This is a genomic window from Peribacillus sp. FSL K6-5616 (genome assembly GCF_038008245.1).
Taxonomy (GTDB): domain Bacteria; phylum Bacillota; class Bacilli; order Bacillales; family DSM-1321; genus Peribacillus; species Peribacillus frigoritolerans.
Window position 1 is genome coordinate 4,691,764 of the sequence record NZ_JBBOYT010000001.1, and the last position, 25,911, is coordinate 4,717,674.

General features: G+C 42.9%; 29 protein-coding genes and 1 tRNA gene. 3 read left to right on the top strand and 27 right to left on the bottom strand.

All coding sequences use genetic code 11. From position 1 onward, the window contains the following. The first annotated feature begins 2 nt into the window (after positions 1–2). Together MHB45_RS22820 and MHB45_RS22825 are read left to right on the top strand one after the other, a co-directional pair. Positions 3–545, top strand: a complete 543-nt coding sequence (locus tag MHB45_RS22820; RefSeq protein WP_048688068.1) for a hypothetical protein — start codon at positions 3–5, stop codon at positions 543–545. Positions 546–600: 55 nt separating this feature from the next. Next, positions 601–1,431, top strand: a complete 831-nt coding sequence (locus tag MHB45_RS22825; RefSeq protein WP_048688066.1) for a M15 family metallopeptidase — start codon at positions 601–603, stop codon at positions 1,429–1,431. A 314-nt stretch (positions 1,432–1,745) separates the two neighbouring features. On the opposite strand, the gene MHB45_RS22830 is transcribed toward MHB45_RS22825, so the two are convergent. The 14 genes from MHB45_RS22830 to MHB45_RS22895 all read right to left on the bottom strand — a co-directional run bounded on the left by MHB45_RS22830 (position 1,746) and on the right by MHB45_RS22895 (position 13,169). Further along, positions 1,746–2,057, bottom strand: a complete 312-nt coding sequence (locus MHB45_RS22830; RefSeq protein ID WP_142398484.1) for a hypothetical protein — start codon at positions 2,055–2,057, stop codon at positions 1,746–1,748. Positions 2,058–2,117: 60 nt separating this feature from the next. Continuing rightward, positions 2,118–2,282 carry a hypothetical protein gene (locus tag MHB45_RS22835; protein WP_153246170.1) on the bottom strand — a complete coding sequence of 55 codons (165 nt, stop codon included), beginning with the start codon at positions 2,280–2,282 and terminating at the stop codon, positions 2,118–2,120. A gap of 229 nt (positions 2,283–2,511) precedes the next feature. Continuing rightward, complete coding sequence (locus MHB45_RS22840; RefSeq protein ID WP_048688057.1) at positions 2,512–2,706, bottom strand: hypothetical protein; 195 nt, start codon at positions 2,704–2,706, stop codon at positions 2,512–2,514. 20 nt (positions 2,707–2,726) lie between these two features. Continuing rightward, complete coding sequence (locus tag MHB45_RS22845) at positions 2,727–3,053, bottom strand: hypothetical protein (RefSeq protein WP_072272266.1); 327 nt, start codon at positions 3,051–3,053, stop codon at positions 2,727–2,729. Positions 3,054–3,271: 218 nt separating this feature from the next. Continuing rightward, positions 3,272–3,577 (bottom strand): hypothetical protein, encoded by a 306-nt coding sequence (locus tag MHB45_RS22850; RefSeq protein ID WP_142398485.1) that lies wholly within the window; start codon positions 3,575–3,577, stop codon positions 3,272–3,274. Between the two features lie 303 nt (positions 3,578–3,880). Continuing rightward, the gene (gene eno / locus MHB45_RS22855; RefSeq protein ID WP_034309992.1) at positions 3,881–5,176 is read right to left on the bottom strand and encodes a phosphopyruvate hydratase; all 1,296 of its coding nucleotides are present in this window, start codon (positions 5,174–5,176) and stop codon (positions 3,881–3,883) included. Positions 5,177–5,206: 30 nt separating this feature from the next. After that, positions 5,207–6,742 (bottom strand): 2,3-bisphosphoglycerate-independent phosphoglycerate mutase, encoded by a 1,536-nt coding sequence (gene gpmI, locus MHB45_RS22860; RefSeq protein ID WP_048688044.1) that lies wholly within the window; start codon positions 6,740–6,742, stop codon positions 5,207–5,209. Continuing rightward, positions 6,735–7,496: a triose-phosphate isomerase gene (gene tpiA, locus MHB45_RS22865; protein ID WP_048688041.1), complete on the bottom strand. Its 762-nt coding sequence runs from the start codon at positions 7,494–7,496 to the stop codon at positions 6,735–6,737. The genes gpmI and tpiA overlap by 8 nt, the downstream gene beginning before the upstream one ends. A gap of 46 nt (positions 7,497–7,542) precedes the next feature. Further along, entirely contained in the window at positions 7,543–8,727 is a 1,185-nt protein-coding gene (locus MHB45_RS22870; RefSeq protein ID WP_048688039.1) for a phosphoglycerate kinase, read from the bottom strand. A gap of 246 nt (positions 8,728–8,973) precedes the next feature. Further along, the gene (gap, locus tag MHB45_RS22875) at positions 8,974–9,981 is read right to left on the bottom strand and encodes a type I glyceraldehyde-3-phosphate dehydrogenase (protein ID WP_034309982.1); all 1,008 of its coding nucleotides are present in this window, start codon (positions 9,979–9,981) and stop codon (positions 8,974–8,976) included. Between the two features lie 32 nt (positions 9,982–10,013). Continuing rightward, positions 10,014–11,048 (bottom strand): sugar-binding transcriptional regulator, encoded by a 1,035-nt coding sequence (locus MHB45_RS22880; protein ID WP_048688036.1) that lies wholly within the window; start codon positions 11,046–11,048, stop codon positions 10,014–10,016. 139 nt (positions 11,049–11,187) lie between these two features. Next, positions 11,188–11,436: a glutaredoxin family protein gene (locus MHB45_RS22885; protein WP_397330421.1), complete on the bottom strand. Its 249-nt coding sequence runs from the start codon at positions 11,434–11,436 to the stop codon at positions 11,188–11,190. Between the two features lie 9 nt (positions 11,437–11,445). Further along, entirely contained in the window at positions 11,446–12,783 is a 1,338-nt protein-coding gene (rpoN, locus tag MHB45_RS22890; protein WP_309076871.1) for an RNA polymerase factor sigma-54, read from the bottom strand. A 314-nt stretch (positions 12,784–13,097) separates the two neighbouring features. After that, a tRNA-Arg gene (locus MHB45_RS22895) sits at positions 13,098–13,169 on the bottom strand. A gap of 289 nt (positions 13,170–13,458) precedes the next feature. Here MHB45_RS22895 and clpP point away from each other — a divergent pair. Next, positions 13,459–14,064: an ATP-dependent Clp endopeptidase proteolytic subunit ClpP gene (gene clpP, locus MHB45_RS22900; RefSeq protein WP_034309977.1), complete on the top strand. Its 606-nt coding sequence runs from the start codon at positions 13,459–13,461 to the stop codon at positions 14,062–14,064. Between the two features lie 100 nt (positions 14,065–14,164). Here the strand turns inward: clpP and MHB45_RS22905 are convergent, their stop codons facing one another. From MHB45_RS22905 to hisD, 13 genes are all read right to left on the bottom strand, one after another. Further along, on the bottom strand, positions 14,165–14,422 hold the full coding sequence (locus MHB45_RS22905; protein WP_072272264.1) for an HPr family phosphocarrier protein: 258 nt from the start codon (positions 14,420–14,422) through the stop codon (positions 14,165–14,167). 20 nt (positions 14,423–14,442) lie between these two features. Then, positions 14,443–15,396: a DNA-binding protein WhiA gene (whiA, locus tag MHB45_RS22910; RefSeq protein WP_048688026.1), complete on the bottom strand. Its 954-nt coding sequence runs from the start codon at positions 15,394–15,396 to the stop codon at positions 14,443–14,445. A 67-nt stretch (positions 15,397–15,463) separates the two neighbouring features. Next, on the bottom strand, positions 15,464–16,450 hold the full coding sequence (locus MHB45_RS22915) for a gluconeogenesis factor YvcK family protein (protein WP_048688023.1): 987 nt from the start codon (positions 16,448–16,450) through the stop codon (positions 15,464–15,466). Continuing rightward, complete coding sequence (rapZ, locus tag MHB45_RS22920) at positions 16,440–17,339, bottom strand: RNase adapter RapZ (RefSeq protein WP_048688021.1); 900 nt, start codon at positions 17,337–17,339, stop codon at positions 16,440–16,442. The genes MHB45_RS22915 and rapZ overlap by 11 nt, the downstream gene beginning before the upstream one ends. A 45-nt stretch (positions 17,340–17,384) precedes the next feature. Continuing rightward, positions 17,385–17,843: an NUDIX hydrolase gene (locus MHB45_RS22925; protein ID WP_034309963.1), complete on the bottom strand. Its 459-nt coding sequence runs from the start codon at positions 17,841–17,843 to the stop codon at positions 17,385–17,387. A 558-nt stretch (positions 17,844–18,401) separates the two neighbouring features. Further along, positions 18,402–19,349: a thioredoxin-disulfide reductase gene (trxB, locus tag MHB45_RS22930; protein WP_034309960.1), complete on the bottom strand. Its 948-nt coding sequence runs from the start codon at positions 19,347–19,349 to the stop codon at positions 18,402–18,404. A 103-nt stretch (positions 19,350–19,452) separates the two neighbouring features. Further along, a complete protein-coding gene (locus MHB45_RS22935; RefSeq protein WP_048688018.1) occupies positions 19,453–20,955 on the bottom strand; it encodes a tetratricopeptide repeat protein in 1,503 nt (500 codons plus the stop codon). 209 nt (positions 20,956–21,164) lie between these two features. Next, positions 21,165–21,821, bottom strand: coding sequence for a bifunctional phosphoribosyl-AMP cyclohydrolase/phosphoribosyl-ATP diphosphatase HisIE (gene hisIE, locus MHB45_RS22940; RefSeq protein WP_048688014.1), 657 nt, complete (start codon positions 21,819–21,821; stop codon positions 21,165–21,167). Then, positions 21,818–22,576, bottom strand: a complete 759-nt coding sequence (gene hisF, locus MHB45_RS22945; protein ID WP_063595784.1) for an imidazole glycerol phosphate synthase subunit HisF — start codon at positions 22,574–22,576, stop codon at positions 21,818–21,820. The genes hisIE and hisF overlap by 4 nt, the downstream gene beginning before the upstream one ends. Then, a complete protein-coding gene (hisA, locus tag MHB45_RS22950; RefSeq protein ID WP_048688010.1) occupies positions 22,577–23,311 on the bottom strand; it encodes a 1-(5-phosphoribosyl)-5-[(5-phosphoribosylamino)methylideneamino]imidazole-4-carboxamide isomerase in 735 nt (244 codons plus the stop codon). It lies immediately after the preceding gene. Beyond that, positions 23,308–23,940, bottom strand: a complete 633-nt coding sequence (gene hisH, locus MHB45_RS22955; RefSeq protein WP_048688008.1) for an imidazole glycerol phosphate synthase subunit HisH — start codon at positions 23,938–23,940, stop codon at positions 23,308–23,310. The genes hisA and hisH overlap by 4 nt, the downstream gene beginning before the upstream one ends. After that, on the bottom strand, positions 23,941–24,528 hold the full coding sequence (hisB, locus tag MHB45_RS22960; protein WP_048688005.1) for an imidazoleglycerol-phosphate dehydratase HisB: 588 nt from the start codon (positions 24,526–24,528) through the stop codon (positions 23,941–23,943). It lies immediately after the preceding gene. Between the two features lie 89 nt (positions 24,529–24,617). Next, positions 24,618–25,907: a histidinol dehydrogenase gene (gene hisD, locus MHB45_RS22965; RefSeq protein ID WP_048688002.1), complete on the bottom strand. Its 1,290-nt coding sequence runs from the start codon at positions 25,905–25,907 to the stop codon at positions 24,618–24,620. Positions 25,908–25,911 lie beyond the last annotated feature (4 nt).

Sequence of the window (25,911 nt, forward strand, 5' to 3'; positions counted from 1 at the left end):
ACATGTTTAAGTCCATACTACGGATTCTTGATCTCCTGACCATCCTATTCTCGGCGGTTGCCGGCTATTCTTTATGGACAGGCGGAAGCAATTTCATCAGCGTCCTATTAATCATCCTATCACCGCTTTTATTGCTGCTGGCAAAGTATCACGGAAATCGATACTTATTATTTGCTGCATATATCACTACAACCGTTTATTTTACTGCTATCATTTATAATGGACTTTCCAATAGCGGTATCGACTTTTTCCAATCAAGCTTCAATGTCCTCCTGATCGGGGCAGCAGCCGCCTTGCTGAGCGTCATAGCGGCGGTCATTGGGTTCGGGACCAATACCCTTACGATTCTTTGGTTATCGCTTCACGCCCTTGTCACATTCGAGACAATCAGGATGTCATCTGGTTTCCTTTCGAGCTTTTGGTCTGATCCCGTCGTGGAAACCGCAATCCGTAACGATTATCCATTTTTATTGATGGTCGTCTGGATTGGCTTATTTCTTGATAAATATCAAAGTGAATTAACTAGGGATTACTTATCACGATAATTTTTCAAAACTACTTTTATTGGAAATCTTATATTAAAAGCAAGGGGCCTTTCATATGTTAAAACCTATATTTGCAGCAACCGCTCTATCATCTTTCATTCTGATGGCTGGCTGTTCATCCGACCTGACCAGCGAGCATGAAAAAGAGCAAAAAGAAGAACAGCAGAGCTCCCAGGAGACTGAGAAAGAGACTGAGACCGACAAGAATAATGATTCAAAAGAATCGGCCCAGCGCCAGGTGGAGGTTGATGAAGCGGCTAAACCCGGACAGGCTGGCCTTCAGACGTTGGCCCATCCGGAAAGCATACCTGTACTTGTCAATAAACAATACAGCCTGCCTGAAGATTACAAACCTGCTGACCTTATCTACCCAAATGTGGATTTCATCTTTGAAGATAAAATCGAAAAAAGAATGATGCGAGAAGAAGCGGGAAAGGCTCTTGAATTAATGTTCCAAGCTGCCGAAAAAGACAATATGCACTTTGCCGGAGTTTCCGCTTATCGCTCTCACCAAAGACAGATCGAGGTCTTTAATAACTATGTGGCTAAGGACGGGGAAGAAAAAGCGAAAACCTACAGTGCAATGCCTGGGACAAGCGAGCATGAAACGGGACTCGCGATTGATGTCACGACTCACGATGGGGCATGTGCTGCCCAAGACTGCTTCGGTGATACTAAAGAAGCCGCCTGGCTTGCTGAACATGCACATGAATACGGATTTATCATCCGCTACCCTGAAGGCAAGGAAAACATCACAGGTTATAAATACGAACCATGGCATATCCGCTATGTTGGTGTCGATGCCGCAACTGAAATCTTTGAAGCGAAGATTACATTAGAAGAATACTATAATGCCGTACCAGTGGAAGCTGTATCGGATAATTAAAAAAAGGTGCCCGGAGCGGCACCTTTTTTTATTAATCAAACGTTTGATTAAATCCTTTTATCAGCCCTGAACCAAGGCGGAATCAGTGAATGGACGGCTAACTTTATAAGCAAAAAACCTCCCATACAATGTGTATTCTCACATTGTATGGGAGGTGAAAAGAAATTACTGTGCAGAATCCATCTTCTCGTCAGAAGCAGAATCCCAAAGTAATTGGGTAAATGGATTTCAACGACTGAAAGAACGAAACCTAATTTTGGAGCATTGCATATTTAAGCAACGAAAAAAGGACTCCGCATAATTGGCGGGGTCCTTCAATATTTATCGTTTTTATTTTCAACTGCAACTAGGTTGAAACTTGATGATTCATCTGGGTTGAATGCAGGTTCTTCATTTTCATATTTATATTTATGTTCTTCTACGTATTTAATTATCTGATATTCCTCTTTTGACATACCCTCCCAAATTTTTGTTGCATTGTGGTCTTCATGGCCAGGCTGAGGATTCGTATGCGGTGTTGGGTCCAAGATAAAACTACCCAAAAAAATGGTTGTGTAGAAAAATGGCATTGCCATAATCAAAACGATTAAGCCCAATGCTCCAACTATATTTATGTATTTTTTCATTGGTGACATACCTCCCAATTTTTGAATTTTCATATTCAATTGATGTACAACCAGCATATTTTAGTCACTCCAAAACCAATCACGAAACAACTTGACGGGAAGAACAGCCAATAAACAAATTACAAGAAGTATAAATGCAATATACAGCATTCCTAAATCAATCAGTATGCCCATTACTACAGCTACACAGGAGATTATAATAGCGATAGAAAAACGTTCAGTCATTGTCTCACCTCCCGTTTGGTTAACTCCAGTATTATTAATTCATCGGTATGGATGAAAACAAACACTTGGTATTTTTTTTTGTTTCGATTGGGCATAGTATGATGAATGTCATGTCCAGCCCGTACCAGAGCCATAGACAATGATTTTTTGTAAATGTTCTTGAGCCCCATAATATCCACCTCCCATTTATGAAATTGGCAAAGGAGGTAAAATGCTTACCTCCTTAAATTCATTCCTTTTCCATCTTTTCTTTCTTTTCCATTTTATGAAGGATGATATTGGAAACAATCGCATAGACCACAAACGCCATCCAATAATAACCATACTCTTTATCGTTGCCAATGGGCGAAAACATTAATATCGCAAATAACAAATATGGAATGGTCAATAACAATCGGAGTTTCCAAAGGTATCGTCCCCACATCGGTATTCCTCCTTTTAAAATCATTGGCAGTGCTTTTGAGATTTTTTCCACTCCTCAAATACTATGTCACTGGCAATAATTTCAGCATCGGTATATCCCAACCCACCTAGAGCAACTTCGATTTCATCAGCGCTCTTGCTGTCAAATAATCGTAGCTTGGGAATGAGAGCCCACTCTCGCTGTTTATCAATTTCCACAGCTACAGAGTTGATATAACCAAGCAAATCAAGGTCATTTATATAATGGTCCAATGTGCGTTTGGCAAGAAAGTCAGTTCCTTCATTATTGTTACGGAAAAACAATCCTGTTAGCGTTTCGATGGCTGTTGATAAGATTTCTGGTTTCATGGCTTTCGTCCTCCTAATTAACTAAATATTCCGTTACATCTATTGCTATAGAAGTATGAAGTACCAAAATTATGCTGTCAATCCAAAAAAGACCATTCCTATTGGAACGGTCTAAAAGTTTGGCATATAAGATTTTTCGTCTGTATTTTTAACATCCAGCTCATGACCATCTACCATGTAATCATAAACAAGCTTGGCTTGTGGGACATACTTTCCATCTATCTTTGCTTGATGTATTGCTCTGTCCACTTTACCGAAACCGTGATTTGTCGCCTTTCTGCTAATTGCAAATTATATTTTCTAGCCACAATATCGAACACAAGTTTTGCATCATCTTGAGTTTTAGGCAGCTCTAGGCTTTCACGAACTTTACTTTCAGTTTTCGTTAAATAAGCACAGTAAGCATTATATTTAAAGCGAATGCCATAGTATGCGTGGATTTCCTTGTGTTTTTTTATAAACTCCTTGGAGTTTGGATGATTGCCTTTTTTTGGATATCCAATCCCCAATTCCTCTTTTAACAAGTTGACCCTATCGTCAATATCTTTAGCAAATATCAATATCCAATGGGCCATACCATTTTTTAATTGTAGGTCTCGATAGTTCGCTTGGAATAATTTTTAATTTGTAAGTCAAATGAAAACTCTTTCAACAAGTCCTGTATTAGCACGCAAAAACCCCCAATTCATAAGCGATTTCACTCACTTATAAATCAGGGGTTGATACTAAACATTTGTATTGCTAAGTTCGAGTTGATGTACTACATAACTCAAAGTGTCCAAGAGTGCCTTGTATGACAAAATTCGGACGTATTTTATGCTTGATAATTACTTCTTCAAGTTATAGAAAGATTTCAAGCCGCCATATACAGCCAAGTCACCAAGCTGGTCTTCGATGCGAAGAAGTTGGTTGTATTTAGCGATACGGTCCGTACGGGACATGGAACCGGTTTTGATTTGTCCTGCGTTTGTTGCAACGGCGATATCAGCGATCGTTGCATCTTCCGTTTCACCTGAACGGTGGGAAACGACTGCAGTGTAGCCTGCGCGTTTAGCCATTTCGATTGCATCAAACGTTTCAGTCAGTGTACCAATTTGGTTCACTTTGATCAGGATGGAGTTACCGATGCCTTTTTCGATGCCTTCAGCCAATTTTTTCGTGTTCGTTACGAAAAGATCGTCACCAACAAGCTGAACTTTAGAACCGATGCGTTCCGTTAGAAGCTTGTGGCCATCCCAGTCATTTTCATCCAGGCCGTCTTCGATGGAGATAATAGGGAATTCATTCACTAGCTCTTCATAGAAAGCAACCATTTCTTCGGATGTAACACCATTGCGGCCTTCGCCTGCAAGATCATATTTGCCTGTTTCTTTGTTATAGAATTCAGATGAAGCCACGTCCATGCCAAGGTAGATATCTTCGCCTGCTTTGTAGCCAGCTTTTTCAATTGCCTCGATGATGACTTGAAGCGCTTCACGGTTTGAACCAAGGTTTGGCGCAAAGCCGCCTTCATCGCCGACTGCCGTATTCAAGCCTTTGGCAGAAAGGACAGATTTCAAGGCATGGAATACTTCTGCACCCATACGAACTGCTTCTTTGAAGCTAGGAGCTCCTACAGGAAGGATCATGAATTCCTGGAAGTCAACATTGTTATCGGCATGTGATCCGCCGTTAATGATATTCATCATTGGAGTCGGAAGTTGTTTCGCATTGAACCCACCAAGGTAACGATACAATGGTAATCCAGAAAATTCCGCAGCGGCATGGGCAGCAGCCATTGAGACGCCAAGGATTGCATTAGCTCCCAAGTTTCCTTTGTTTTCAGTGCCATCCAATTCAATCATAGTAAGGTCAAGGCCTGCTTGGTTCGTTACATCCAAACCGATGACAGCTTCAGCAATGATATCATTTACATTATCGACTGCTTTTTGTACCCCTTTACCCAGGTAGCGAGATTTATCCCCGTCACGAAGCTCAACCGCTTCGTGTTCTCCTGTTGAAGCACCTGATGGTACGATTGCACGTCCGAAGTATCCGGACTCTGTTTGGATTTCTACTTCTATTGTTGGGTTACCACGTGAATCTAGCACTTCGCGTGCATATACATGTTCGATGTACGGCATTATAAATCTCTCCTTTTCCTATTCAAAATTTTATTTAGATAATAGGGATTTCCCTGTCATTTCAACAGGTTTTTCGACTCCAAGCAAATCAAGCATCGTTGGAGCTAAATCGCCTAAGATACCACCTGTTCTTAATGTTACCTGATTTTTAGTGATAATGACAGGAACGGGATTCGTAGTATGGGCTGTCATCGGGTTGCCTTCTAGCGTTACCACTTCGTCAGCATTCCCATGGTCAGCGGTGATGATCGCTGTACCGCCTTTTGAGACGATTAAATCGACAATCCTGCCTAGGCATTCATCCACTGTTTCAATCGCTTTAATGGTAGGCTCAAGCATCCCTGAATGACCAACCATGTCCGGGTTGGCAAAATTCAAGAGAATGGCATCAAAGCGGTCAGCCTCAATTTGTTCCACCAATGCATCCGTCACTTCATAAGCACTCATTTCCGGTTGTAAATCATATGTAGCGACTTTCGGAGAATTTATTAAAATCCTCTCTTCACCAGGAAACTTCTCTTCACGTCCGCCGCTCATGAAAAACGTCACATGCGGATATTTTTCGGTTTCAGCGATGCGAAGCTGGGTAAGCTGGTTTTGGGAAAGTACTTCCCCTAATGTATTATCAAGATTTGTCGGATTAAATGCAACATATCCGTCAACTGTTTCTGAAAAATGTGTCAAGCAGACAAAATGGAGATGCTTCGGATGTCCAGGACCGCGGTCAAATGAGCGAAAATCCTCATTCGTGAACGTATTGGAAATCTGGATCGCCCGGTCTGGACGGAAGTTATAAAAGATTACGGCATCATCATCTTTAATCGTTGCCACCGGTTTACCGTCTTCCGCCGTTATGACTGAAGGTATCACGAACTCGTCGAAAATTCCATGTTCGTACGAATCCTCGACACATTCCATCGCAGAAGAGTAAGCAGGGCCATCACCATACACCATCGAACGGTAGGATTTCTCCACACGTTCCCAGCGCTTATCACGGTCCATCGAATAATATCTTCCGGATATGGTCGCAAACTGACCAACACCGATTTCCTTCATTTTCGCTTCCGCTTCCTTAATATAACCCTGTGCCGTTTTCGGTCCGACATCACGGCCATCTAAAAATGCATGTACATATACATTTTTAACTCCTTCTTTAGCGGCCAATTTCAAAAGGGCATACATATGATCAATATGACTATGCACCCCGCCATCTGAAAGAAGACCGAAAAGATGTAGGTCCGTGCCTTTTTTCTTGGTATGGCTCATGGCATCGACCAAAGTTGGGTTTTGTGCAAACTCACCTTCACGGATTGCCAGGTTCACACGGGTCAGGCTTTGATAAACGATCCGTCCTGCCCCGATATTCAAATGGCCCACTTCCGAGTTCCCCATTTGACCGGCAGGCAAGCCGACCGCTTCTCCGCTTGCAGTTAAATGGGAATGCGGATACTGATCCCAATAACGGTCGAAGTTCGGTTTTTTCGCATGAAAAACAGCATTACCCTTTTCTTCGTTACGGCAGCCAAAACCGTCTAAGATGATAAGTGCCACAGGCGACTTACTCATAGTGACCAGCCTCCAGCAATTGTAAAAATGAATCGGATTTCAAGCTAGCACCGCCAACCAACGCACCGTCTATATCAGGTTGTGCCATGTACTCTTTAATATTCTCAGGTTTTACACTGCCACCGTACTGAATGCGGATGGCTGCAGCTGCTTCATTTGAAAATTTGTCGGCAACAACTGAGCGGATATGCGCACAAACTTCATTAGCATCTTGAGCAGATGACGATTTTCCTGTTCCAATCGCCCAAATCGGCTCATAAGCAATAACGGCTTGTTTCAATTGATCGTCAGATAATCCTGCTAGGCCCTTTTCAATCTGGCTGCCTACGAAATCATTCGTTTCACCAGCTTCCCTTTGCTCAAGTGTTTCACCGCAGCAAACGATCGGGGTCAACTGGTGGGCAAAAGCGGCATGAGCTTTTTTATTAACGGCTTCATCCGTTTCGTTGAACATTTCCCTGCGTTCAGAATGACCAAGTATAACGTAGGATACCCCAAGATCAGCCAATGCGATTGGGCTGATTTCTCCTGTGAAAGCACCGCTTTCTTCAAAGTGCATGTTCTGTGCCCCGATTTTCACATCGGTTCCTTTCGCTGCTTGAACGAGCTGATCCAAAAATAAAGCTGGAGCACATACAACCGTATCGATTACATCTTGCTTCGGAATCAAATTGCTCACTTCTTCTAAAAAGGCAGTCGCTTCAGATAGTGTTTTATTCATTTTCCAGTTTCCTGCAATAATCGGTTTACGCATTTGGTTTCTCATCCCTTCTAATGTTTAAATATGTAACGGTTTAATCTTATTTATCGTTCAAGGCTACAACGCCAGGCAACTCTTTGCCTTCCATGAACTCAAGAGATGCACCGCCGCCAGTTGAAATATGGGACATCTTTTCTGCCAGGCCAAACTTTTCTGCAGCTGCGGCCGAATCCCCTCCGCCAACAATGCTGTACGTATCATTTGCTTCCGCCAAGGCTTGAGCAACGGTTCTCGTTCCATTCGCAAATTTATCGAACTCGAATACACCCATTGGTCCATTCCAAATGACAAGCTTGGAACTTTTGATTACATCCGCAAATAATTCACTTGTTTTTGGTCCGATATCAAGAGCCATTTTATCATTTGGAATAGCATCGATATCGACATTATCCGTCTCTGCATCAGGTGAAAATTCAGCAGTTATGACTGCATCGATAGGCAAATGAAGTTTTACGCCTTTTTCTTTTGCACTTTCGATGAAAGATTTGGCCAATTCTATTTTGTCTTCTTCCAATAAAGAATTACCGATTTCATGACCTTGCGCTTTAATGAATGTGTAACCCAATCCACCACCAATGATCAAGTGATCGACTTTTTCCAAAAGGTTTTCGATAACGCCTATCTTATCCTTTACTTTTGCTCCGCCAATTATAGCTGTAAAAGGACGTTCTGGGTTGGATAGGGCTTTTCCAAGTACAGAAAGCTCTTTTTCCATCAGCAATCCAGCAACGGCTGGGAGATGGTGAGCTATTCCTTCAGTTGAAGCATGTGCACGGTGCGCAGCTCCGAATGCATCGTTAACATAAACATCAGCCAGTGCTGCAAATGACTTCGCCAATTCTTGATCGTTCTTCTCTTCTCCTGGATAGAAACGAACGTTTTCCAACAACAGGATCTCGCCATTTTGCATGTTATCAATGATGGATTGAACGGTCTCGCCGTATGCTTCTTCTGCCTTTTGCACATCTTTGCCGCTAAGTTCGCTTAGTCTTTCCGCAACAGGTGCTAAACGCAATTCTTCTACGACTTGTCCTTTAGGACGCCCAAGATGGCTGGCTAAGATGACTTTTGCGCCTTGTTCTGTCAAATAGGAAATCGTCGGCAGTGCAGCCTTGATTCTCGTATCATCCGAAATCTTTCCGTCCTGCATCGGCACGTTGAAATCAACACGGCAAAATACGCGTTTCCCCTTTAATTCAATATCTTTAATCGACTTTTTATTCATAATCCAAGAACCTCCTTAGATATTGTTATCATATTTTTGATTCTTTTAGCCAAAAAGGGAGAGGGTAAATTTCCCAACTCCCCTTTTCTCTTTTTCATTATAGTCGGTTTCCAGGAAATTATCCAAAAACAAGAAATGTAAACGCTTGACTGATTAATGACTTACTAATAATATCATCTTCTGCCAAGTTTTTTTAGGGCTGTGATAAAAAAAACCTCACCTTGGTGAGGTTTTTTATTATTCTAATTACAATCCTTTTTTAGCCAAATAGTCGATCAAATCAACAACACGGCTTGAATATCCTGTTTCATTATCATACCAAGATAATACTTTAACCATGTTTCCTTCCATTACCATTGTGGAAAGGGCATCGATTGTAGATGATGATGGGTTACCGTTATAGTCAGTTGATACTAGCGGAAGTTCGCTGTACTCAAGGATTCCTTTTAATTCACCTTCAGAAGCCTTTTTGAATGCTGCATTAACTTCTTCAACTGTTGTGTCTTTTTCAAGTTCTGCAACAAGGTCGACAACAGACACGTTTGGAGTAGGTACGCGCATTGCCATACCATTCAATTTCCCTTTAAGTTCAGGAAGGACAAGTGCAACAGCTTTTGCTGCCCCAGTTGTTGTAGGAATGATATTCTCGGCAGCTGCACGTGCACGACGGTAATCTTTATGAGGCAAATCAAGGATTTGCTGATCATTTGTATAAGAGTGAACAGTAGTCATCATACCGCGTTTGATTCCGAATTGTTCATGAAGCACTTTAGCAAATGGAGCTAAGCAGTTCGTTGTACAAGAAGCATTAGAGATTACATGGTGGTTTGCTGCATCATATTTGTCTTCGTTTACACCCATGACGATCGTGATATCTTCATCAGATGCAGGAGCAGAGATGATTACTTTTTTCGCGCCAGCTTCTAAATGCTTAGCTGCATCCGCACGTTTTGTGAAACGTCCTGTAGATTCCACAACTACTTCTACTCCCAGTTCACCCCATGCTAATTGTGCAGGATCACGTTCAGCCAATACTTTTACTTTGTGACCATCAACAACAAGGTAATCCCCATCAACTGCTACTTTTTCATTAAGAGATCCATGAATTGTATCGTATTGAAGAAGGTGCGCTAACATATTAGCATCCGTTAAGTCGTTAATAGCAACGATCTCTACCCCAGGATTACTCAATGCTGCACGAAATACATTACGTCCAATACGTCCAAAACCATTAATACCAACTTTTACTGCCATGAAAAATTCCTCCTTTTAAGTTCGCAAATATATTAAGGGGTGTAATTCCCCTGAATTAACTCTTGTGCCGCAGCTTCATCCGTGATCAAAACGGTTGATGAAGGTGCGCCTTTCATGTAGGAACGGATAGCCTTTGCTTTAGTTTTGCCACCTGCCACAGTTATCACTCGCTTTTCAGGGCTAAGATCATCTAACTGGATGCCGACTGTCAAAACTTTATGAACAACTTTGCCGTTTTCATCGTAATAATAACCGAATGCCTCTCCTACAGCATTTCCATCTAACAGCTTCTTTAACATTTCTGGCGAAGAATTTCTTCTCTCTGCCATCGCCATGGCATCACCGATTCCATGAATGATCATATCGGCAGACTTGATTTGGGAAATCACTTCTTTAATTGCAGGTTCCTTCTGAAATGATGCATAAACCTCACCGCTTAATTGATCGGGTACATATAACACTCTGTATGAGGCTTGAGCCTTCTGTGCCATTTTTTCGACAATCGTATTGGCCTGATTCTGCACCGCTTCACCAATTCCCCCGCGGGCTGGGACAAATGTCAATTTCCTGGATGCTTCATCAGGTGACAACGAATTAGCCACTTCGGCCATTGTCGATCCGCCAGTAACCGCAATGATATTCTTTGAGTTCCATTCTCGTTTCATACGGTTTGCACAAGCTTTGCCCAATTCTTTTTTCACCCATGGGGTTTCATCACAATTTCCTGAGACAATTATGACTTCATCCACTTGTAACAAATCCTGCAATTGCTTTTCCATTATGTCTATACCCATTACTTCACGCATTATTCCTTCTAACTTATCCAGGATTTCAATCCCTTCATCAGTCAGCGTCATGCCAGAGCTGAAGATGTTAACCAGGTTCTGACTTTTCAGAAAATCAACCTCGCCTCTAAGCGTCCGCTCTGTCAAATTAAGGCTCACGGACAGACTGCGCCTTCCAACCGGCTGCATCATTTTGATATAACGCAGGATATCATATCTTTTTTGCATAACCATAAGGAAATCGGGCAATAATTTTCTTTGTACCTCGAGTAATGTACGCATATTTAAAACTCCTAAAAAGTTAAGTTGGACATTTAACGTCCCGCGTAGTCATTTTCTGTCCCACTTAAAACAAAAAAATATTCCTGCTACATATTTTATTCTAGCAGGAACGGAATGTTTCTTCAAATGATTTGAAAAATTATTTTTCCAAAAGCCTATTTAGAGCTGATTTATCAACGTTTCCGAACTGAACGATTTCATCTTTCCATTCAACGACAGGGATTATCAGCCCGAATCTCCCAAGCAAATCATCATCGGTATGGATATCGATTTCCTTATAGCCTATGCCTGACTCCACTTTCACTTCTTCGAGTACCTGCTTGGCTTTATCACATAACGGGCATTTATCCCTACTATATAAAACAAACGCATTCGATTCCAAAACCACTCATCCTTTTCAATCATATCTTTTTCGTTTAGATGAAGAAGGGATCCCTAATTGTTCCCGGTACTTGGCAACGGTTCGGCGTGCCAGGATAATTCCATGCTCTTCTTTCAGCCGTTCCGCCAAGTCTTGATCCGAAAGCGGCTTTTGTTTATTTTCCCCATTGATGGCTGCCTGGAGGCTCTTTTTCGCCTGCATGCCCGACATATCCTCATCAAGGCCGACCGACTGTAAAGAAGTAGTGAAAAATATCCGCATCTCTATCGTGCCAAATGGTGTCTGTACGTACTTCCCTTTAACCGCCCGGCTTACTGTGGACTCATGTATGCCAAGTTCGTCTGCGATTTCTTTCATCGTCATCGGCTTCAAATAGTTCAGGCCATGATGAAAGCACGCCGGCTGTTTTTCGACGATGCACTGAATAACCTTCAATATCGTTTCTTTTCTCTGTTGGATTCCTCTGGAGATCCATTGGTATTCCTGCCACTTATCCTGGATAAACCGCTGAACTCCCTGATCCTTATGGCTCTTCATTCGGTTTAAATATCCTTTATCCACATTAAGATTGGGTGTGTTACCATCATAATTCCCGACAAGCAGCATGCCATCCCGAACTTCCACGACTACATCCGGCACTATATAAGAAGGTTTTTCCTGAAAAAAGAGTGATGCCGGACGCGGGTTCAACGTCTGGACATAATCAAAGACTTCTTGAATCTCCTTCAGAGTAACACCGATTTTCTTACTTAGGTCTTTCCAGCGCTTTTCAGCAAAATCGAGGAAATGGTTTTCTATGATCGATTCTGCCAGAAGATTCTCCCCTTCTGCTTTCACTTGAAGCAAAAGGCACTCTTGAAGATTCCTCGCTCCAATACCATGCGGTTCAAGTTCCTGTAAAATCGAGAGACTCTCTTCCAAAACGGCCGGAGATATGCCTGGGATGCATATATCATCCAGCTGAGTCCTTAAGTAACCGTTTTCATCAAGATTATGAATTAATAGAAGCATTGCCTTTTGCTGCTCACCGGAAAACTGCTGGTGATTCACCTGGGACATGATATGCTGTTCAAGCGATATGGTATCTTCACTGATCTGTTCAATCCAATAGTTGGCATCATACGTATTTTTAAGAGTCCGTTTACCTTTTTTGCGGTCAAAAGTTGGCTGAAATAAAGAAGATGTTGGCTGATCTATGGACAGTAATGGGTTCTCCACCATTTTATTTTCTAAAAAAGCCGATAGCTCCTGCGAGGAGTATTGCAGCAATGTAATAGCTTGCATGAGCTCCTGGGTCATTGCCATCTTTAATGTTTGCTGTTGAAAAAGTCCTGCTTTCATATTCATACTCATCGATTCATCCCTCCCCCACTCCATTTTACATTATCAGGAGAAAATTCTACACAAAAACCCATGAAAACGCTTACGATTTTTTTCTGAATAGTTTATTTGTTTTAAATACTATATGTTAGAAACGCAAATTTAACAACTACTTTTATTGAAAAATCACCATTTTTCAATAGTGTGGGCGAATATTTTCAAGACAGGACCGACATTACAGGATTCGATGGAATATTACGGAAAACGAGCAAATTCAGCAAAAATTTCAACTCTCCTAAAAATGACAAATAAAAAATCCCCCACTTTATTAAGCAGAAGATTGGTAATGCCCTCGGCAGGAATCGAACCTGCATTTCAAGCTTCGGAGGCTTGCGTTCTATCCGTTGCACTACGAGGGCGTAATAGAAAATATTTTTTCAACAGACTTCATTATATGATAGAATCCCCTCCTTTGCAAGGGTTATCAGGTTTAAAACTTTATCATTTGGGTATTATGGGTAATGTGGAAATTCATCCCTGTGCGGCATAATATATAAAATAATCTATCAGGAAGGAGCCTTAGCCAGAAAATTGTCGAACAAATTATCCATAATAGGGTTTGTTTTGTTTGACCTAAATTGACCAAAAAGTGTATCATACATACATAAAGAATTTAAATGATTCTCTTAATCGAAGGAGGAAATGAACATGAATTTAATTCCTACAGTTATCGAACAAACAAGTCGTGGGGAGCGTGCCTACGATATTTACTCCCGTTTATTAAAAGACCGGATCATTATGCTAGGAAGTGCAATTGACGATAATGTTTCCAACTCCATTGTTGCTCAATTACTATTTTTAGAAGCGGAAAATCCTGAAAAAGATATCACTCTATACATCAACAGCCCTGGCGGAAGCATCACTTCCGGTATGGCCATTTACGATACTATGCAATATATCAAACCTAATGTATCGACAGTATGCATCGGTATGGCCGCTTCCATGGGTGCTTTCCTATTGGCCGCTGGCGAAAAAGGCAAACGTTATGCGTTGCCAAACAGTGAAGTCATGATTCACCAACCACTTGGAGGAGCTCAAGGTCAAGCTACGGAAATTGAAATTGCTGCCCGCCGTATCCTTCACTTGAAAGATAAGCTGAACCAAATCTTGGCAGAACGTACGGGACAACCTATCGAAGTCCTTCAAAGAGATACGGAACGTGATAACTTCATGACTTCCGAAAGAGCTCTTGAATATGGCTTGATTGACAAAGTCATCACGCGCAGCGTTCTTGATGATAAAAACTCTAAGTAATCCTGCAACAAAAGAAAGGCTCCGGAGATCGCCATAAGCGACTTCCGGAGCCTTTTTTTCATGATAAAAGAAAAGGATGCACATTTAGGCACCCCCTTTTTTAACCCTCTTGCTGAACGAACTCTTCCAATGCTTCTAACGCTTCTTTTTCATCGCGTCCTTCGACGATTAACTTCACGCACACGCCAGAACTGATGGCTAGGCTCATTAATCCCATTATACTTTTTGCATTCACTTTCTTTCCTTCTTTTTCAAGAAAAACATCTGAATGAAAGCGGTTAGCTTCTTGTACAAAAAGAGCCGCCGGCCGAGCTTGCAAACCCGTTTTCAATTTTACCTCAACTTGTTTCTCCACCATCTTGATCTCCCCTGTTAGCTTTATTTTTTCGCAGCAATAGCCTCTCCCCCACGGAGCCTGTCAGCTATTTCATCAATCTTTCGCAATCGGTGATTAATCCCGGACTTACTGATGGTTCCCCCGGATACCATTTCCCCAAGTTCCTTTAAGGTTATATCCTGAAACGCTATCCTAAGCTCCGCAATTTCCCGAAGCTTATCCGGTAAAATGCCAAGTCCTACCGTATCCTCGATATAATGGATATTTTCAACCTGGCGCAATGATGCCCCGATCGTTTTGTTCAAATTGGCTGTTTCACAATTCACAAGCCGATTCACTGAATTACGCATATCACGGACAATCCGTACATCCTCGAACCTTAATAAAGCTGAATGGGCGCCAACTATACTTAAAAACTCGGCAATCTTTTCGGCTTCTTTCAAATAAATGATGTACCCCTTCTTGCGTTCAAGTGTCTTGGCCTTCAAGCCAAACTTATTCATTAGCTCACAAAGGGCATCATTGTGCTCTTTATAAAGTGAGAAAATCTCAAGGTGATAGGAAGACGTTTCCGGATTGTTAACCGAACCCCCTGCAAGAAATGCACCTCTTAGATAAGAACGCTTACAGCATTTCTTCCCAACAATAGTATCGGATATATCATGGAGAATTTCAAAGCCATCGCCTAAAATTTCCAAATCGGTTAAAACCCGCTGCCCTCCGGATGACATCCTGACAATATATACATTGTTCTTTTTAAGCTTCATCTTTTTACGGACCAACAGCTCGACCTGGACCTCATAACTTTTTTTCAGCAGCGTATAAATCCTTCTGGCAATCGCAGCATTCTCAGTTTGAATATCCACAACAAGCTTCCGATTAGAAAATGAAAGGGATCCGTTCATCCGGATAAGCGCACACAATTCCGCTTTACCGCAGCAATCCTTCCCCTCTAATGTTGTAAGCTCTTTTTTTGTTTCTGAAGCAAAAGACATCCATTTCACCCCCAATCGAACGCAGGTAATCTATTTTTATCAATCAAAAAACCGTCCCCGCTTATATCTACGGTACTATGTGGCTTTTTGTTTCATTTACAAGCATATTATAAAGCAAATCCGCCACTTTTTTCGTATCATGGCGTATTACATTCCCTTCATAGCTGAAAATGCGTTCTTGTATGATTTCAAGACCCATCATTTTTAAGCTTTCCACATCATACATGACCGGTTTTGCATATTCAGCTTGATAGCGCTGCTGAATCTCGGTTGGTATTTCCTCATTATTAACAAGTATCCTGTCAATATATGCATTTCCCATATGGTCATATATCGCTTTTATATGATCACTCGCGCTATAATCCAGAGTCTCGCCGGCTTGTGTCATCAAATTGCAAATGTACACCTTCTTAGCCTTGGAACGGGCTACCTCTTCTCCTAAACCAGGGACAAGTAAGTTAGGCAGAATGCTAGTATATAGGCTTCCTGGACCTATGACTATAAGATCTGCCTGCTTGATTTCCTGGAGAGTTTCACTAAGCGGCTTTATATGACGAGGAGACAGGAATACTTTTTTTATTTTCTTTCCTGAGAAGGGAATCTTGGATTCTCCTGTAACAATCGTTTCGTCATCCATCTCTGCATGGAGAACCACACTTTGGTTGGCAGCCGGAAGCACTTTACCGCGGACATTAAGGAATTTACTCATTTCCTGGATCGCATGGACGAAATCCCCGGTCAGCGAAGTCATTGCCGCCAGTATCAAATTCCCAAGCGAATGCCCTGACAACTCATTTTTACTCTGAAAGCGATGCTGAAACATTTGTTCAACAAGGGGCTCTACATCCGATAACGCAGCCAGCACGTTACGAATATCACCCGGAGCGGGAATATCCATATCCTCGCGAAGGCGGCCTGAACTTCCACCATCATCAGCAACCGTTACGATTGCCGTTATATCCACCGGATGCTTCTTTAACCCTCTCAACAAAACAGGAAGGCCGGTTCCCCCTCCGATGATCACAACCTTAGGCTGTTTCTTTTTATCTAACATCTGCTTTCCCCTTACTTTTTTCGATATCGCGATGTGATACTTGAACCCTGTAATCCTTTTTGAAGTGGTTTGAAATATACTCCGTCAAAGCTACAGAACGGTGCTGACCGCCTGTACACCCAATCGCAACAACAAGCTGTGCTTTCCCTTCACGTTTATAATATGGAAGCATGAAAGCGAGCAGATCGGTCACTTTTTCCAAGAATTTTTGCGTCTCACTCCATTTTAAAACGTAACTCGACACTTCCTGTTCCAAACCAGTCCTTGGCCTCATATGATCAATATAATATGGATTTGGCAGGAACCGTACATCAAACACAAGGTCGGCATCTATGGGCAGACCATGCTTGAACCCGAACGACATGACATTGACTGTAAAACCGACACTTTTATCGGCAGAAAACTCCGAAGCGATTTTCTCCCTCAATTCGCGCGGCTTCAGTTGGGAAGTATTAAAGATCAGCTGGGCCCTTCCCTTCAATTCGTCCAAAAGTTCCCGTTCCATTTTAATGCCTTCCAATGGCCGACCTAATGGAGCAAGGGGATGGGTCCTTCTCGTTTCCTTATATCTGCGTACCAAGGAATCATCATCCGCTTCAAGAAAAAGGATTCTTGGTGATACTGCAGCTGCATCCGTTAAATTATCCAGTGCAAGAAATAAGGAATCAAAAAATTCCCTTCCCCTTAAATCCATGACAAGAGCCACTTTATTCATCTTATTCCCGGAGTCCTTCATTAACTCCAAAAACTTTGGCAACAGCGTGGGCGGCAAATTATCGACGCAAAAAAAGCCGAGGTCTTCAAAACTTTGAACCGCCACTGTCTTGCCTGCTCCGGACATACCGGTAATGATGACCAATTGCGTTTCACTCATCTGCCCTGTACTCATAGTTTCTCCGCCCCCATGTATAGCAATCTTTTTTATATCTAAAAATTAACCTGGATCCAACCGGTAAGAAAGCAGCTTGAACTCTGGCGTATAGGTAAAGGTTCCATAGATGATCCCACTGCCATGAACCATATAATCCAGGATGTGAAAATCACCTTCAGCCATCATCAGCTTTTTAACATCTTCAACCGGATGCCAGCTAAGTTCCCCTTCTTCACAAACATCCACATTTACACCATCGGAATCCGTTGCAAAGAAAGTGAACATCATCCATTCTGATAAAACTTTATCTCCGTCCTTCATGATGAAGGTGAAAATACCTTTGATGGAAGGGTTTTTTAAATAAACGCCCGTTTCTTCGCGATATTCCCTAATGCAAGCATCGCGTACAGACTCCCCAGGTTCCATCTTGCCGCCGGGAGCTACCCACCATCCGCGTCTAGGCTTTTTCAATAAGAGGATTTGATTATCTCTGATCAATACACAGTTTGTGACACGTTGCACGTTCTTCACCTCGATTGGCTCTGCTCGACTATAGAAACCTTCACCCCCCGTGTTGAAGAGATTCAGTTTATATCCTTAAACCGCCGCTAGATATCCATTTGGCGATTTACAAATGCTAATAGTTCAAACAAGTTGTATTTTTCATCTTCTTACCATTATGAAAGATATATATATGTTTAGTATATCTTATCATTATACTATTTTTAAAATGAGCAAACAATAAAGTAAACTTCCTGCATTGGGGGAATCTTCATTCGCAAGGAATCACATAGGTAAGCCTTTATCCTGCTTAACTCCTATTCTTCTCCACTTTCGCTTCCTAAATGCAAAGGAAAGGCTTACTTCACATTAAAAACCGCTCGGGAACATCCTAAAAATTGGAACTAAAGATATAGTCTCAAAGCAGGAAAACAAAAAAAAGACACAGAAACTTATTCTGTGTCCTTAAACGTTTATAATTAAAGGGGGTCAACTTCTATCCCCTACTATACCGAATCATTATTTCACGCGTGTTACAACATCGTTAAAACGGAATTACGATTGTATATTCTTGTGATATCAAGCCTTTGGCTGCAATTTTTCTTGAAGTTCCTCAACAAAATGCTGAGCGGATTGGGCGGCAATGCTTCCATCGCCTGTAGCTGTAACGATTTGGCGCAATGTTTTTTCACGAACATCACCTGCAGCAAAAATACCAGGTACACGTGTTTCCATCCGATCATTCGTTTCAATATAGCCTGTTGAGTTCAAGATGCCCAAGTTTTCAAATGGTTTCGTTAGCGGAAGCATTCCGATATAAATGAATACACCGTCTGCGTCCATCACTGTCTCTTCTCCGTTTTCAGTGGAAACTAGTGTGACACCGCCGACCTTGCCGCCTTTTTCATTGATTTCCTTCAAAGTGTGATTCCAGATGAAGTTAATTTTCTCATTGGCAAATGCACGATCTTGAAGAATCTTTTGAGCACGAAGTTCGTCACGTCTGTGAACGATCGTCACTTTTGAAGCAAAGCGGGTTAAGTACACACCCTCTTCAACAGCAGAGTCTCCGCCGCCGATAACGAACAGTTCTTTTTGCTTGAAGAATGCACCATCACAAACTGCACAATACGATACACCGCGGCCGCCCAATTCTTTTTCGCCAGGAACGCCGATTTTCTTGTATTCGGCACCAGATGAAATGATGATTGAACGTGCTTTGAATTCCTTTGAACCGGCTTTGATCGTTTTATACTCTTCACCGTCGATGATTTCCTTAACATCCCCATAGGCATACTCCGCACCGAATTTCTTTGCATGGTCAAACATTTTCGTTGAAAGTTCAGGTCCGAGTATAGTGTCGAACCCAGGATAATTTTCAACTTCCTCCGTATTGGCCATTTGCCCGCCTGGTACTCCGCGTTCTAACATCAATGTTGAAAGGTTCGCACGTGATGTATAGACAGCCGCCGTCATCCCTGCAGGACCAGCTCCAATAATAACAACGTCATAAATTTTTTCAGACATGTTTTCACTCCTCCATATTCCATTACAAATGGAACCTTCACTACGGTTAGTGTTCCCTACCTATTATCCTATATAACAAATAATTTTTCGTCCAAATATCTGCTCATCCGATTAAGTTTTGAACCAACTTCACGTACTTCGATAAGGTGGACACCGAAATGAAATGTTTGTCTGCGATTGCCTGTTTGCTCGCCTTCTCACTTTTAAGCTGAATCCACACGTACTCCACCGCAGATGCCCATCCTGCAGGATTATTTAGCTTCTGCTCGGATTTCACCGCTTCGATGAAAACGGAAAACCACATTAAATAGAGCCCGGCTTCATTTAATTGTATCGGTTGGAAATGCTGATATAATAACTCAGCTGTGCGATCGGCAAAATCAATCGGTGTTAATTGGCGATCTTTAGCAGGACCTTGAACAAGTTCGGCATAATCACGTTCCAAGTCAGTGAAATTCTGGTTTAGGTTGAGGACCTGGTTTTTCAATAGCTTCTGTTTATGAACCGAATGTTTCAGAAGGAAAATGGCAAAAAGCCTTTCTTCGATGAATTCACTTTCCAGCCTTTTTATAATAGAAGGAAAATGATGTTCAAAACCATCTGAAGTTGCATTCATATCTCCCCAAGGCTCCATGCCTTCCTTTTCCGGGTTCATTTCCACGACCTTTTTCCATGCCTTTTTAGCAGCCTGTTCGTGGCCTAAGTGGTAAGCGGAAATGGTAAGCCAATAGTAGAAGGTTCCATCTCCTTCGAACCCTTGCTTTTGAAGTCCTTTAAGCCAATTATATGCAGAATCATAATTTCCGATCAGAGCGAAGGTCGCTCCAAGCTTGAAACGATGTTCGGATAGCATCGGCCTAATTTTCTCCAGCATCTGTATGAGCTCTTCAACCTTTGCCTCATCCTGTTGATAATGATGAAATACAACAAGGTTACAAAGCGCATGCAGGTTTCCCGGACTTTTTTCCAGTACCTCATCAAGTGTCGCAAAAGCTTCATTCACTTGACCAAGATAGAAATAGGCAAGTGCCAGGTTATTATAAGCGGACCAGTAATCCTCGTACTCGGCAATCGTTTCTTTCAGCACTTCGATCGCCTTCGGGAAATTGCCTGATTCCAGGTACTCACGGGCTTGTTCCTGTTTGGTAATGAGCCCATCATGCTTAAAGGGATTTTCTTCTGACTCATCCGACTCAAAAGTTATCAATTCAAGCAGATCCTCTGCGTCATCGCTGAACTCCCCGTCTTCTTCTTTATCAAGATAAGCACTGGCGTGACGATAAGCCTCCTTGAACATGCCTAAGTGGGCATAATTATTCGCCAGGAAGTAATGACATTCCGACATATAGGGATCCATCACATCCAAGATGTTTTCCAAAAGGTTGTTTGAATAATTATATTCACCGATTTCCGAGCAAGTGATTGCCAATTGACAAGCTATCATCGGTTCAGCAGGTTCAAGTTCCAGCGCACGTTCCAGGTATTTCTTTGATTTAGGTAATTCCCGTCTATGATAAGCTTTTAAACCCTTGGTGAAATAATACTCACCTGTTGGGTGAAAGGTTAGAATTTTTGCCTGTTGGCCAAATTTAGAGTCTTTACTCATGTAATCCTCCATCTACAAGTTGATTAACCATAGTATTATAACATATTGGAGAAAATTTGCCGAACAATTCAAGAAAATGGAAAACGGGAATCATCAAGCTTTCTTCAAGAAAAATCGAAGCATTTTCCTTGTCATATGGGGATTCAAGATCGCTGCTCGCCATCGCAAATACACACAAAAGCCCTCCTATTGACGGAGGGCAATCACATTCATTCGGTTTCTTTCGGTTCGTCCTTATCGGCATGTCTAGCCTTCAATACATCAAGCACCGCTTGGAAAGGCAGCTCCTGCTCTTGAAGAAGAACGAATAAGTGATAGAGGAGATCGGCACTTTCCATCGAAAGTTCCTCTGCATCACGGTTCTTAGCAGCAATGATCACTTCTGCCGCTTCTTCACCGACTTTCTTCAGGATCTTATCCACGCCCTTATCGAATAGGTAGGTCGTATATGAACCTTCAGGCATTTCCGACTTTCTTTTTTCAATCAATCTTTCCAATTCCGTCAAGAAAGTCACATCCGCCTTCACGTGTTGTCCGGCTTCACCATTTTGGTAAATCGTTTCGCTAAAACAGCTTGTTGCCCCTGTATGGCACGCAGGACCTGCAGGAACGACCCGAACGACCAATGCATCTTGATCGCAGTCATACTTCATTTCGGTGATTTTCTGGATATTGCCGCTGGTTGCTCCTTTATGCCATAATTCATTGCGCGAACGGCTGAAGAAAACCGTTTCCCCTTTTTCAATCGACAATTGCAGAGATTCTTGATTCATGTAAGCAAGTGTCAGCACTTCGCCTGTTCCTGCATCTTGAATAATTGCCGGTACCAAACCTTTTTCATCGTATTTAATAGTTTCAAGATTCATCGTACAACCACTCCTTGTTGTTTGAGAAACGCTTTGACTTCTTTAACGGATGTTTCTTTATAATGAAAAATAGATGCCGCCAATGCTGCGTCGGCTTTACCTTCTTGGAAGGCTTCCTGGAAATGTTCAGCGTTGCCTGCCCCGCCAGAGGCGATGACCGGAACTGAAACGGCTTCAGATACCGTTTTTGTCAAAGCGATATTAAACCCTTGTTTCTCGCCGTCACAATCCATGCTTGTCAATAAAATTTCCCCAGCACCGCGGGATACGGCTTCCTTCGCCCACTCGGTCACTTCCCATTCAGTCGGTTTCCGGCCGCCGTGGGTATATACGCGCCAAGACCCAAGCCCTTCATCATATCGGGCGTCTATGGCAACCACGATACATTGGGAACCAAAATAATCAGCACCTTCATTAATTAAATCAGGACGGAGGATGGCTGCTGTATTTAAGGATACTTTATCGGCACCGGCCCGCAGGATCTTCTTCATATCCGCCAATGAATTAATGCCGCCGCCCACCGTGAACGGGATTGCCAAGCTGCCCGCTACCGCTTGAACGACGTCGACGATCGTTTCCCTGCCTTCATGTGATGCGGAAATATCCAGGAAGACAAGCTCATCGGCACCTTCTTGGTCGTAAAAGGCTGCAAGTTCGACCGGATCTCCAGCATCCCTAAGGGAAACAAATTGTATGCCCTTGACTACACGCCCATCTTTTACATCGAGACATGGAATAATTCGTTTAGTGAGCATTTAACCACGCACCTTTTCTAGTGCATCTTCTACAGTAAAGCGGTTGGTATAAAGTGCCTTGCCAATGATAGCCCCTGCAATTCCTTGGGCTTCATACTCCTTGAGGGTGATAAGGTCTTCGAGTGAACTAATCCCTCCTGAAGCAATCACGTTTTTACCAGTTGCCTCCGCCATGGCCAATATACCTTTCACATTCGGCCCTGAAAGCATGCCATCCGTCGCGATATCAGTCACGATAAAGGTCTCGGCACCAGCATCGGCCAGTAGTTTGCCAAGATCTACCGCAAGGGTTCCAGACGTTTGAAGCCAGCCATGAGTGGCAACCTTGCCATCCTTCGCATCGATCCCGATAGCGATATGGCTTCCATATTTCCTAATCATATCTTTAGTGAAATCAGGGTCTGAAACGGCCGAGCTGCCTAGAATGACACGTTCCACTCCATTATCCAGATAATGGGCTATATCCCGTTCCGTTCGGATTCCGCCGCCGATTTGAATGCGGGCGCCTAACTCACTTGCCGCTTTAATTACGTATGAATCATTGATTCTTACTCCCTCTTTAGCTCCGTCAAGGTCGACCATATGTATCCAACCGGCTCCTTGGTCCGCAAAGCTTTTAGCCATATCGAAGGGGGAATCACCATAAACGGTTTCCTGATTGTAATCTCCCTGGATTAAGCGGACGCATTTGCCTCCGCGCATATCAATCGCCGGGTAAATAGTAAAGTTGCTCATGCTTCTTCCTTCCCTTCTACTAATGACAGATAATTTCTCAAGAGTGACATACCCATATTCCCGCTTTTTTCCGGATGGAACTGCATGCCGAATACATTCCCTTTACCAACGATCGCCGGCACTTCCACATCATACGTCGCCGAAGCGGTAACGAATGATTCATCTGTATCGACGTAGTATGAATGGACGAAATAAACATGTTCCTCTTCCAGCCCCTCATTCACTGGTGATGCGTGTTTGAATTCAAGTCGATTCCAGCCCATGTGCGGCACTTTATAAACCTGGTCATTCGTATCCACTCCCTTAAAACGAACGACTTTTCCCGGGATGAGGGATAATCCTTTTGCCGGTCCATTTTCCTCACTTTCATCAAAGAGAAGCTGCATACCAAGGCAGATGCCTAATAGATACCCCCCATCCGCTACATATCCCCGCAGAAATTCATCCAGCTTTTGTTTTTCCAAGAGACTCATGGCATCCCTGAAAGAGCCAACGCCGGGAAGTATGATCCCTTTCGCCTTTGAAAGTTCTTTTGGGTCATCGGAAATGAATGAATCGGCACCAAGGCGCTCAAGCCCTTTACTTACAGAAAATAAATTCCCCATGCCATAATCGACGATCCCGATCATTTACAACATTCCTTTCGTCGAAGGGATGCCTTTGACACGTGGATCGATTGTCGTAGCTTCATCCAATGCACGTCCAAGCGCTTTGAATATTGCTTCGATCATATGATGTGTGTTGTGACCGTAATGAACGACTACATGAAGGTTCATCCTGGCTTCAAGTGCGAATTTCCAAAGAAACTCGTGCACCAGTTCAGTATCGAAAGTACCGACCTTTTGCGAAGGAAACTCAGCCCGGAACTCAAGATGCGGACGATTGCTTAAATCGATGACAACCTGGGCGAGTGCTTCATCCATAGGTACGAAAGCATTTCCGTAACGCTTTATCCCGCGCTTGTCTCCAAGGGCCTCCAATAACGTCTGACCCAAGCAAATGCCAATATCTTCAGTTGTATGGTGATCATCCACGTCCGTATCCCCATTTGCATCTACTGTCAAATCAAACTTCCCGTGTTTCGTGAACAAATCCAGCATATGCGTCATAAACGGAACGCCGGTCTTAATGGAGGAATTACCTTCCCCATCCACATCAAATTTCAAACTTATTTCCGTCTCATTCGTCTTTCGCTCCACACTAGCAAAACGTTCCATTACAGCTCCTCCTCAACGGGGTACGACCCCTTTTCCTAAGATGTAAAAGCATGTCTAAAGTTTTTATATCACTGATTTCACTTATTTAATCATTCAGGACCTTTTCCCGATTCATTCACACCACGTGATTCGATGGCACGGGCATGGGCCTCCAATCCTTCCATTCGGGCAAATGCTGCGATTTTTTCTGCATTTTTGCGGAAGGCTTTTTCACTATACATGATGATGCTCGATTTCTTTTGGAAATCATCCACATTCAGCGGGCTGGAAAAACGGGCGGTTCCATTGGTAGGCAACACATGATTGGGGCCTGCAAAGTAATCCCCGACGGGCTCCGAGCTATAGCGGCCAATGAAGATTGCACCGGCATGGCGGATTTTAGCCATGATTTCAAGTGCATCTGTGGTCACAATTTCCAAATGTTCCGGTGCAAGTTCATTAATCGCTTCAACAGCTTCTGCCATATTCCCGCATACAACGATTCTTCCATAATCCCTTATCGAGGCTGCAGCAATATCATGACGTGGAAGCAACGCCACCTGCTTGGTCACTTCTTCAGCCACTTCTTCTGCAAGAGACGTAGAAGTCGTGACCAAAACACTGCAAGCCCGGGCATCATGCTCCGCCTGTGATAACAAGTCTGCCGCTACTTCTGCAGCGATGGCCGTTTCGTCCGCCAATACCGCTATTTCACTTGGACCTGCTATCATATCAATGGCGACATCCCCGAATACTTCGCGCTTCGCTAACGCCACATATATATTTCCCGGACCCACTATTTTATCCACTTTCTTAATTGTTTCCGTCCCATAAGCGAGGGCAGCTATGGCCTGGGCCCCGCCAACTTTATAGATTTCCTTAACTCCGGCAATTTTAGCGGCTGCCAAAACCGCTGGCGATAATTTCCCATCTTTCCCTGGAGGAGATACCATAACGATCCGTTCCACCCCCGCGGCCTTCGCAGGCAGTGCATTCATCAATACTGACGAAGGATAGGCCGCTGTGCCTCCAGGTACATAAACACCTACAGCATCAAGAGGTGTCAATTTTTGTCCTAGCATCGTTCCCGTATCATCAGTCGTAAACCATGAATTTCGAATTTGTTTCTCGTGAAACATTCGGATATTATTCGCAGCTTCTTGAATAATCTCAAGCTGCTCAGCAGTCAATGCCGCTGTCGCTTCTTCCATTTCCAGCTCCGATACAAGCAATTCCCCTGGACTGACACCATCGAAACGTTCGGTATAGGTATGTAAAGCCGCGTTTCCGCTTTTCCTGACATCATAAATAATATCCTGAACCGCTTTTCTTTGATCGGCAGTACCTGCTTCAACCGAGCGTTTCAGGGAAATCCCTTCAGCAAACCGTTCTATTTTCATACCT

Coding starts and splice junctions, on each gene's coding strand:
- hisF (WP_063595784.1), bottom strand. CDS start 22,576: ATGCTCACTAAACGAATTATTCCATGTCTCGATGTAAAAGATGGGCGT.
- eno (WP_034309992.1), bottom strand. CDS start 5,176: ATGCCGTACATCGAACATGTATATGCACGCGAAGTGCTAGATTCACGT.
- MHB45_RS22905 (WP_072272264.1), bottom strand. CDS start 14,422: ATGGTGGAGAAACAAGTTGAGGTAAAATTGAAAACGGGTTTGCAAGCT.
- gap (WP_034309982.1), bottom strand. CDS start 9,981: ATGGCAGTAAAAGTTGGTATTAATGGTTTTGGACGTATTGGACGTAAT.
- rpoN (WP_309076871.1), bottom strand. CDS start 12,783: ATGAGTATGAATATGAAAGCAGGACTTTTTCAACAGCAAACATTAAAG.
- MHB45_RS22845 (WP_072272266.1), bottom strand. CDS start 3,053: ATGAAACCAGAAATCTTATCAACAGCCATCGAAACGCTAACAGGATTG.
- trxB (WP_034309960.1), bottom strand. CDS start 19,349: ATGTCTGAAAAAATTTATGACGTTGTTATTATTGGAGCTGGTCCTGCA.
- hisA (WP_048688010.1), bottom strand. CDS start 23,311: ATGAGCAACTTTACTATTTACCCGGCGATTGATATGCGCGGAGGCAAA.
- MHB45_RS22835 (WP_153246170.1), bottom strand. CDS start 2,282: ATGACTGAACGTTTTTCTATCGCTATTATAATCTCCTGTGTAGCTGTA.
- MHB45_RS22870 (WP_048688039.1), bottom strand. CDS start 8,727: ATGAATAAAAAGTCGATTAAAGATATTGAATTAAAGGGGAAACGCGTA.
- hisH (WP_048688008.1), bottom strand. CDS start 23,940: ATGATCGGGATCGTCGATTATGGCATGGGGAATTTATTTTCTGTAAGT.
- MHB45_RS22830 (WP_142398484.1), bottom strand. CDS start 2,057: ATGAAAAAATACATAAATATAGTTGGAGCATTGGGCTTAATCGTTTTG.
- clpP (WP_034309977.1), top strand. CDS start 13,459: ATGAATTTAATTCCTACAGTTATCGAACAAACAAGTCGTGGGGAGCGT.
- MHB45_RS22880 (WP_048688036.1), bottom strand. CDS start 11,048: ATGCGTACATTACTCGAGGTACAAAGAAAATTATTGCCCGATTTCCTT.
- MHB45_RS22915 (WP_048688023.1), bottom strand. CDS start 16,450: ATGTTAGATAAAAAGAAACAGCCTAAGGTTGTGATCATCGGAGGGGGA.
- MHB45_RS22820 (WP_048688068.1), top strand. CDS start 3: ATGTTTAAGTCCATACTACGGATTCTTGATCTCCTGACCATCCTATTC.
- MHB45_RS22825 (WP_048688066.1), top strand. CDS start 601: ATGTTAAAACCTATATTTGCAGCAACCGCTCTATCATCTTTCATTCTG.
- hisD (WP_048688002.1), bottom strand. CDS start 25,907: ATGAAAATAGAACGGTTTGCTGAAGGGATTTCCCTGAAACGCTCGGTT.
- tpiA (WP_048688041.1), bottom strand. CDS start 7,496: ATGCGTAAACCGATTATTGCAGGAAACTGGAAAATGAATAAAACACTA.
- hisB (WP_048688005.1), bottom strand. CDS start 24,528: ATGGAACGTTTTGCTAGTGTGGAGCGAAAGACGAATGAGACGGAAATA.
- MHB45_RS22935 (WP_048688018.1), bottom strand. CDS start 20,955: ATGAGTAAAGACTCTAAATTTGGCCAACAGGCAAAAATTCTAACCTTT.
- gpmI (WP_048688044.1), bottom strand. CDS start 6,742: ATGAGTAAGTCGCCTGTGGCACTTATCATCTTAGACGGTTTTGGCTGC.
- MHB45_RS22840 (WP_048688057.1), bottom strand. CDS start 2,706: ATGTGGGGACGATACCTTTGGAAACTCCGATTGTTATTGACCATTCCA.
- hisIE (WP_048688014.1), bottom strand. CDS start 21,821: ATGAATCTTGAAACTATTAAATACGATGAAAAAGGTTTGGTACCGGCA.
- whiA (WP_048688026.1), bottom strand. CDS start 15,396: ATGTCTTTTGCTTCAGAAACAAAAAAAGAGCTTACAACATTAGAGGGG.
- rapZ (WP_048688021.1), bottom strand. CDS start 17,339: ATGAGTACAGGGCAGATGAGTGAAACGCAATTGGTCATCATTACCGGT.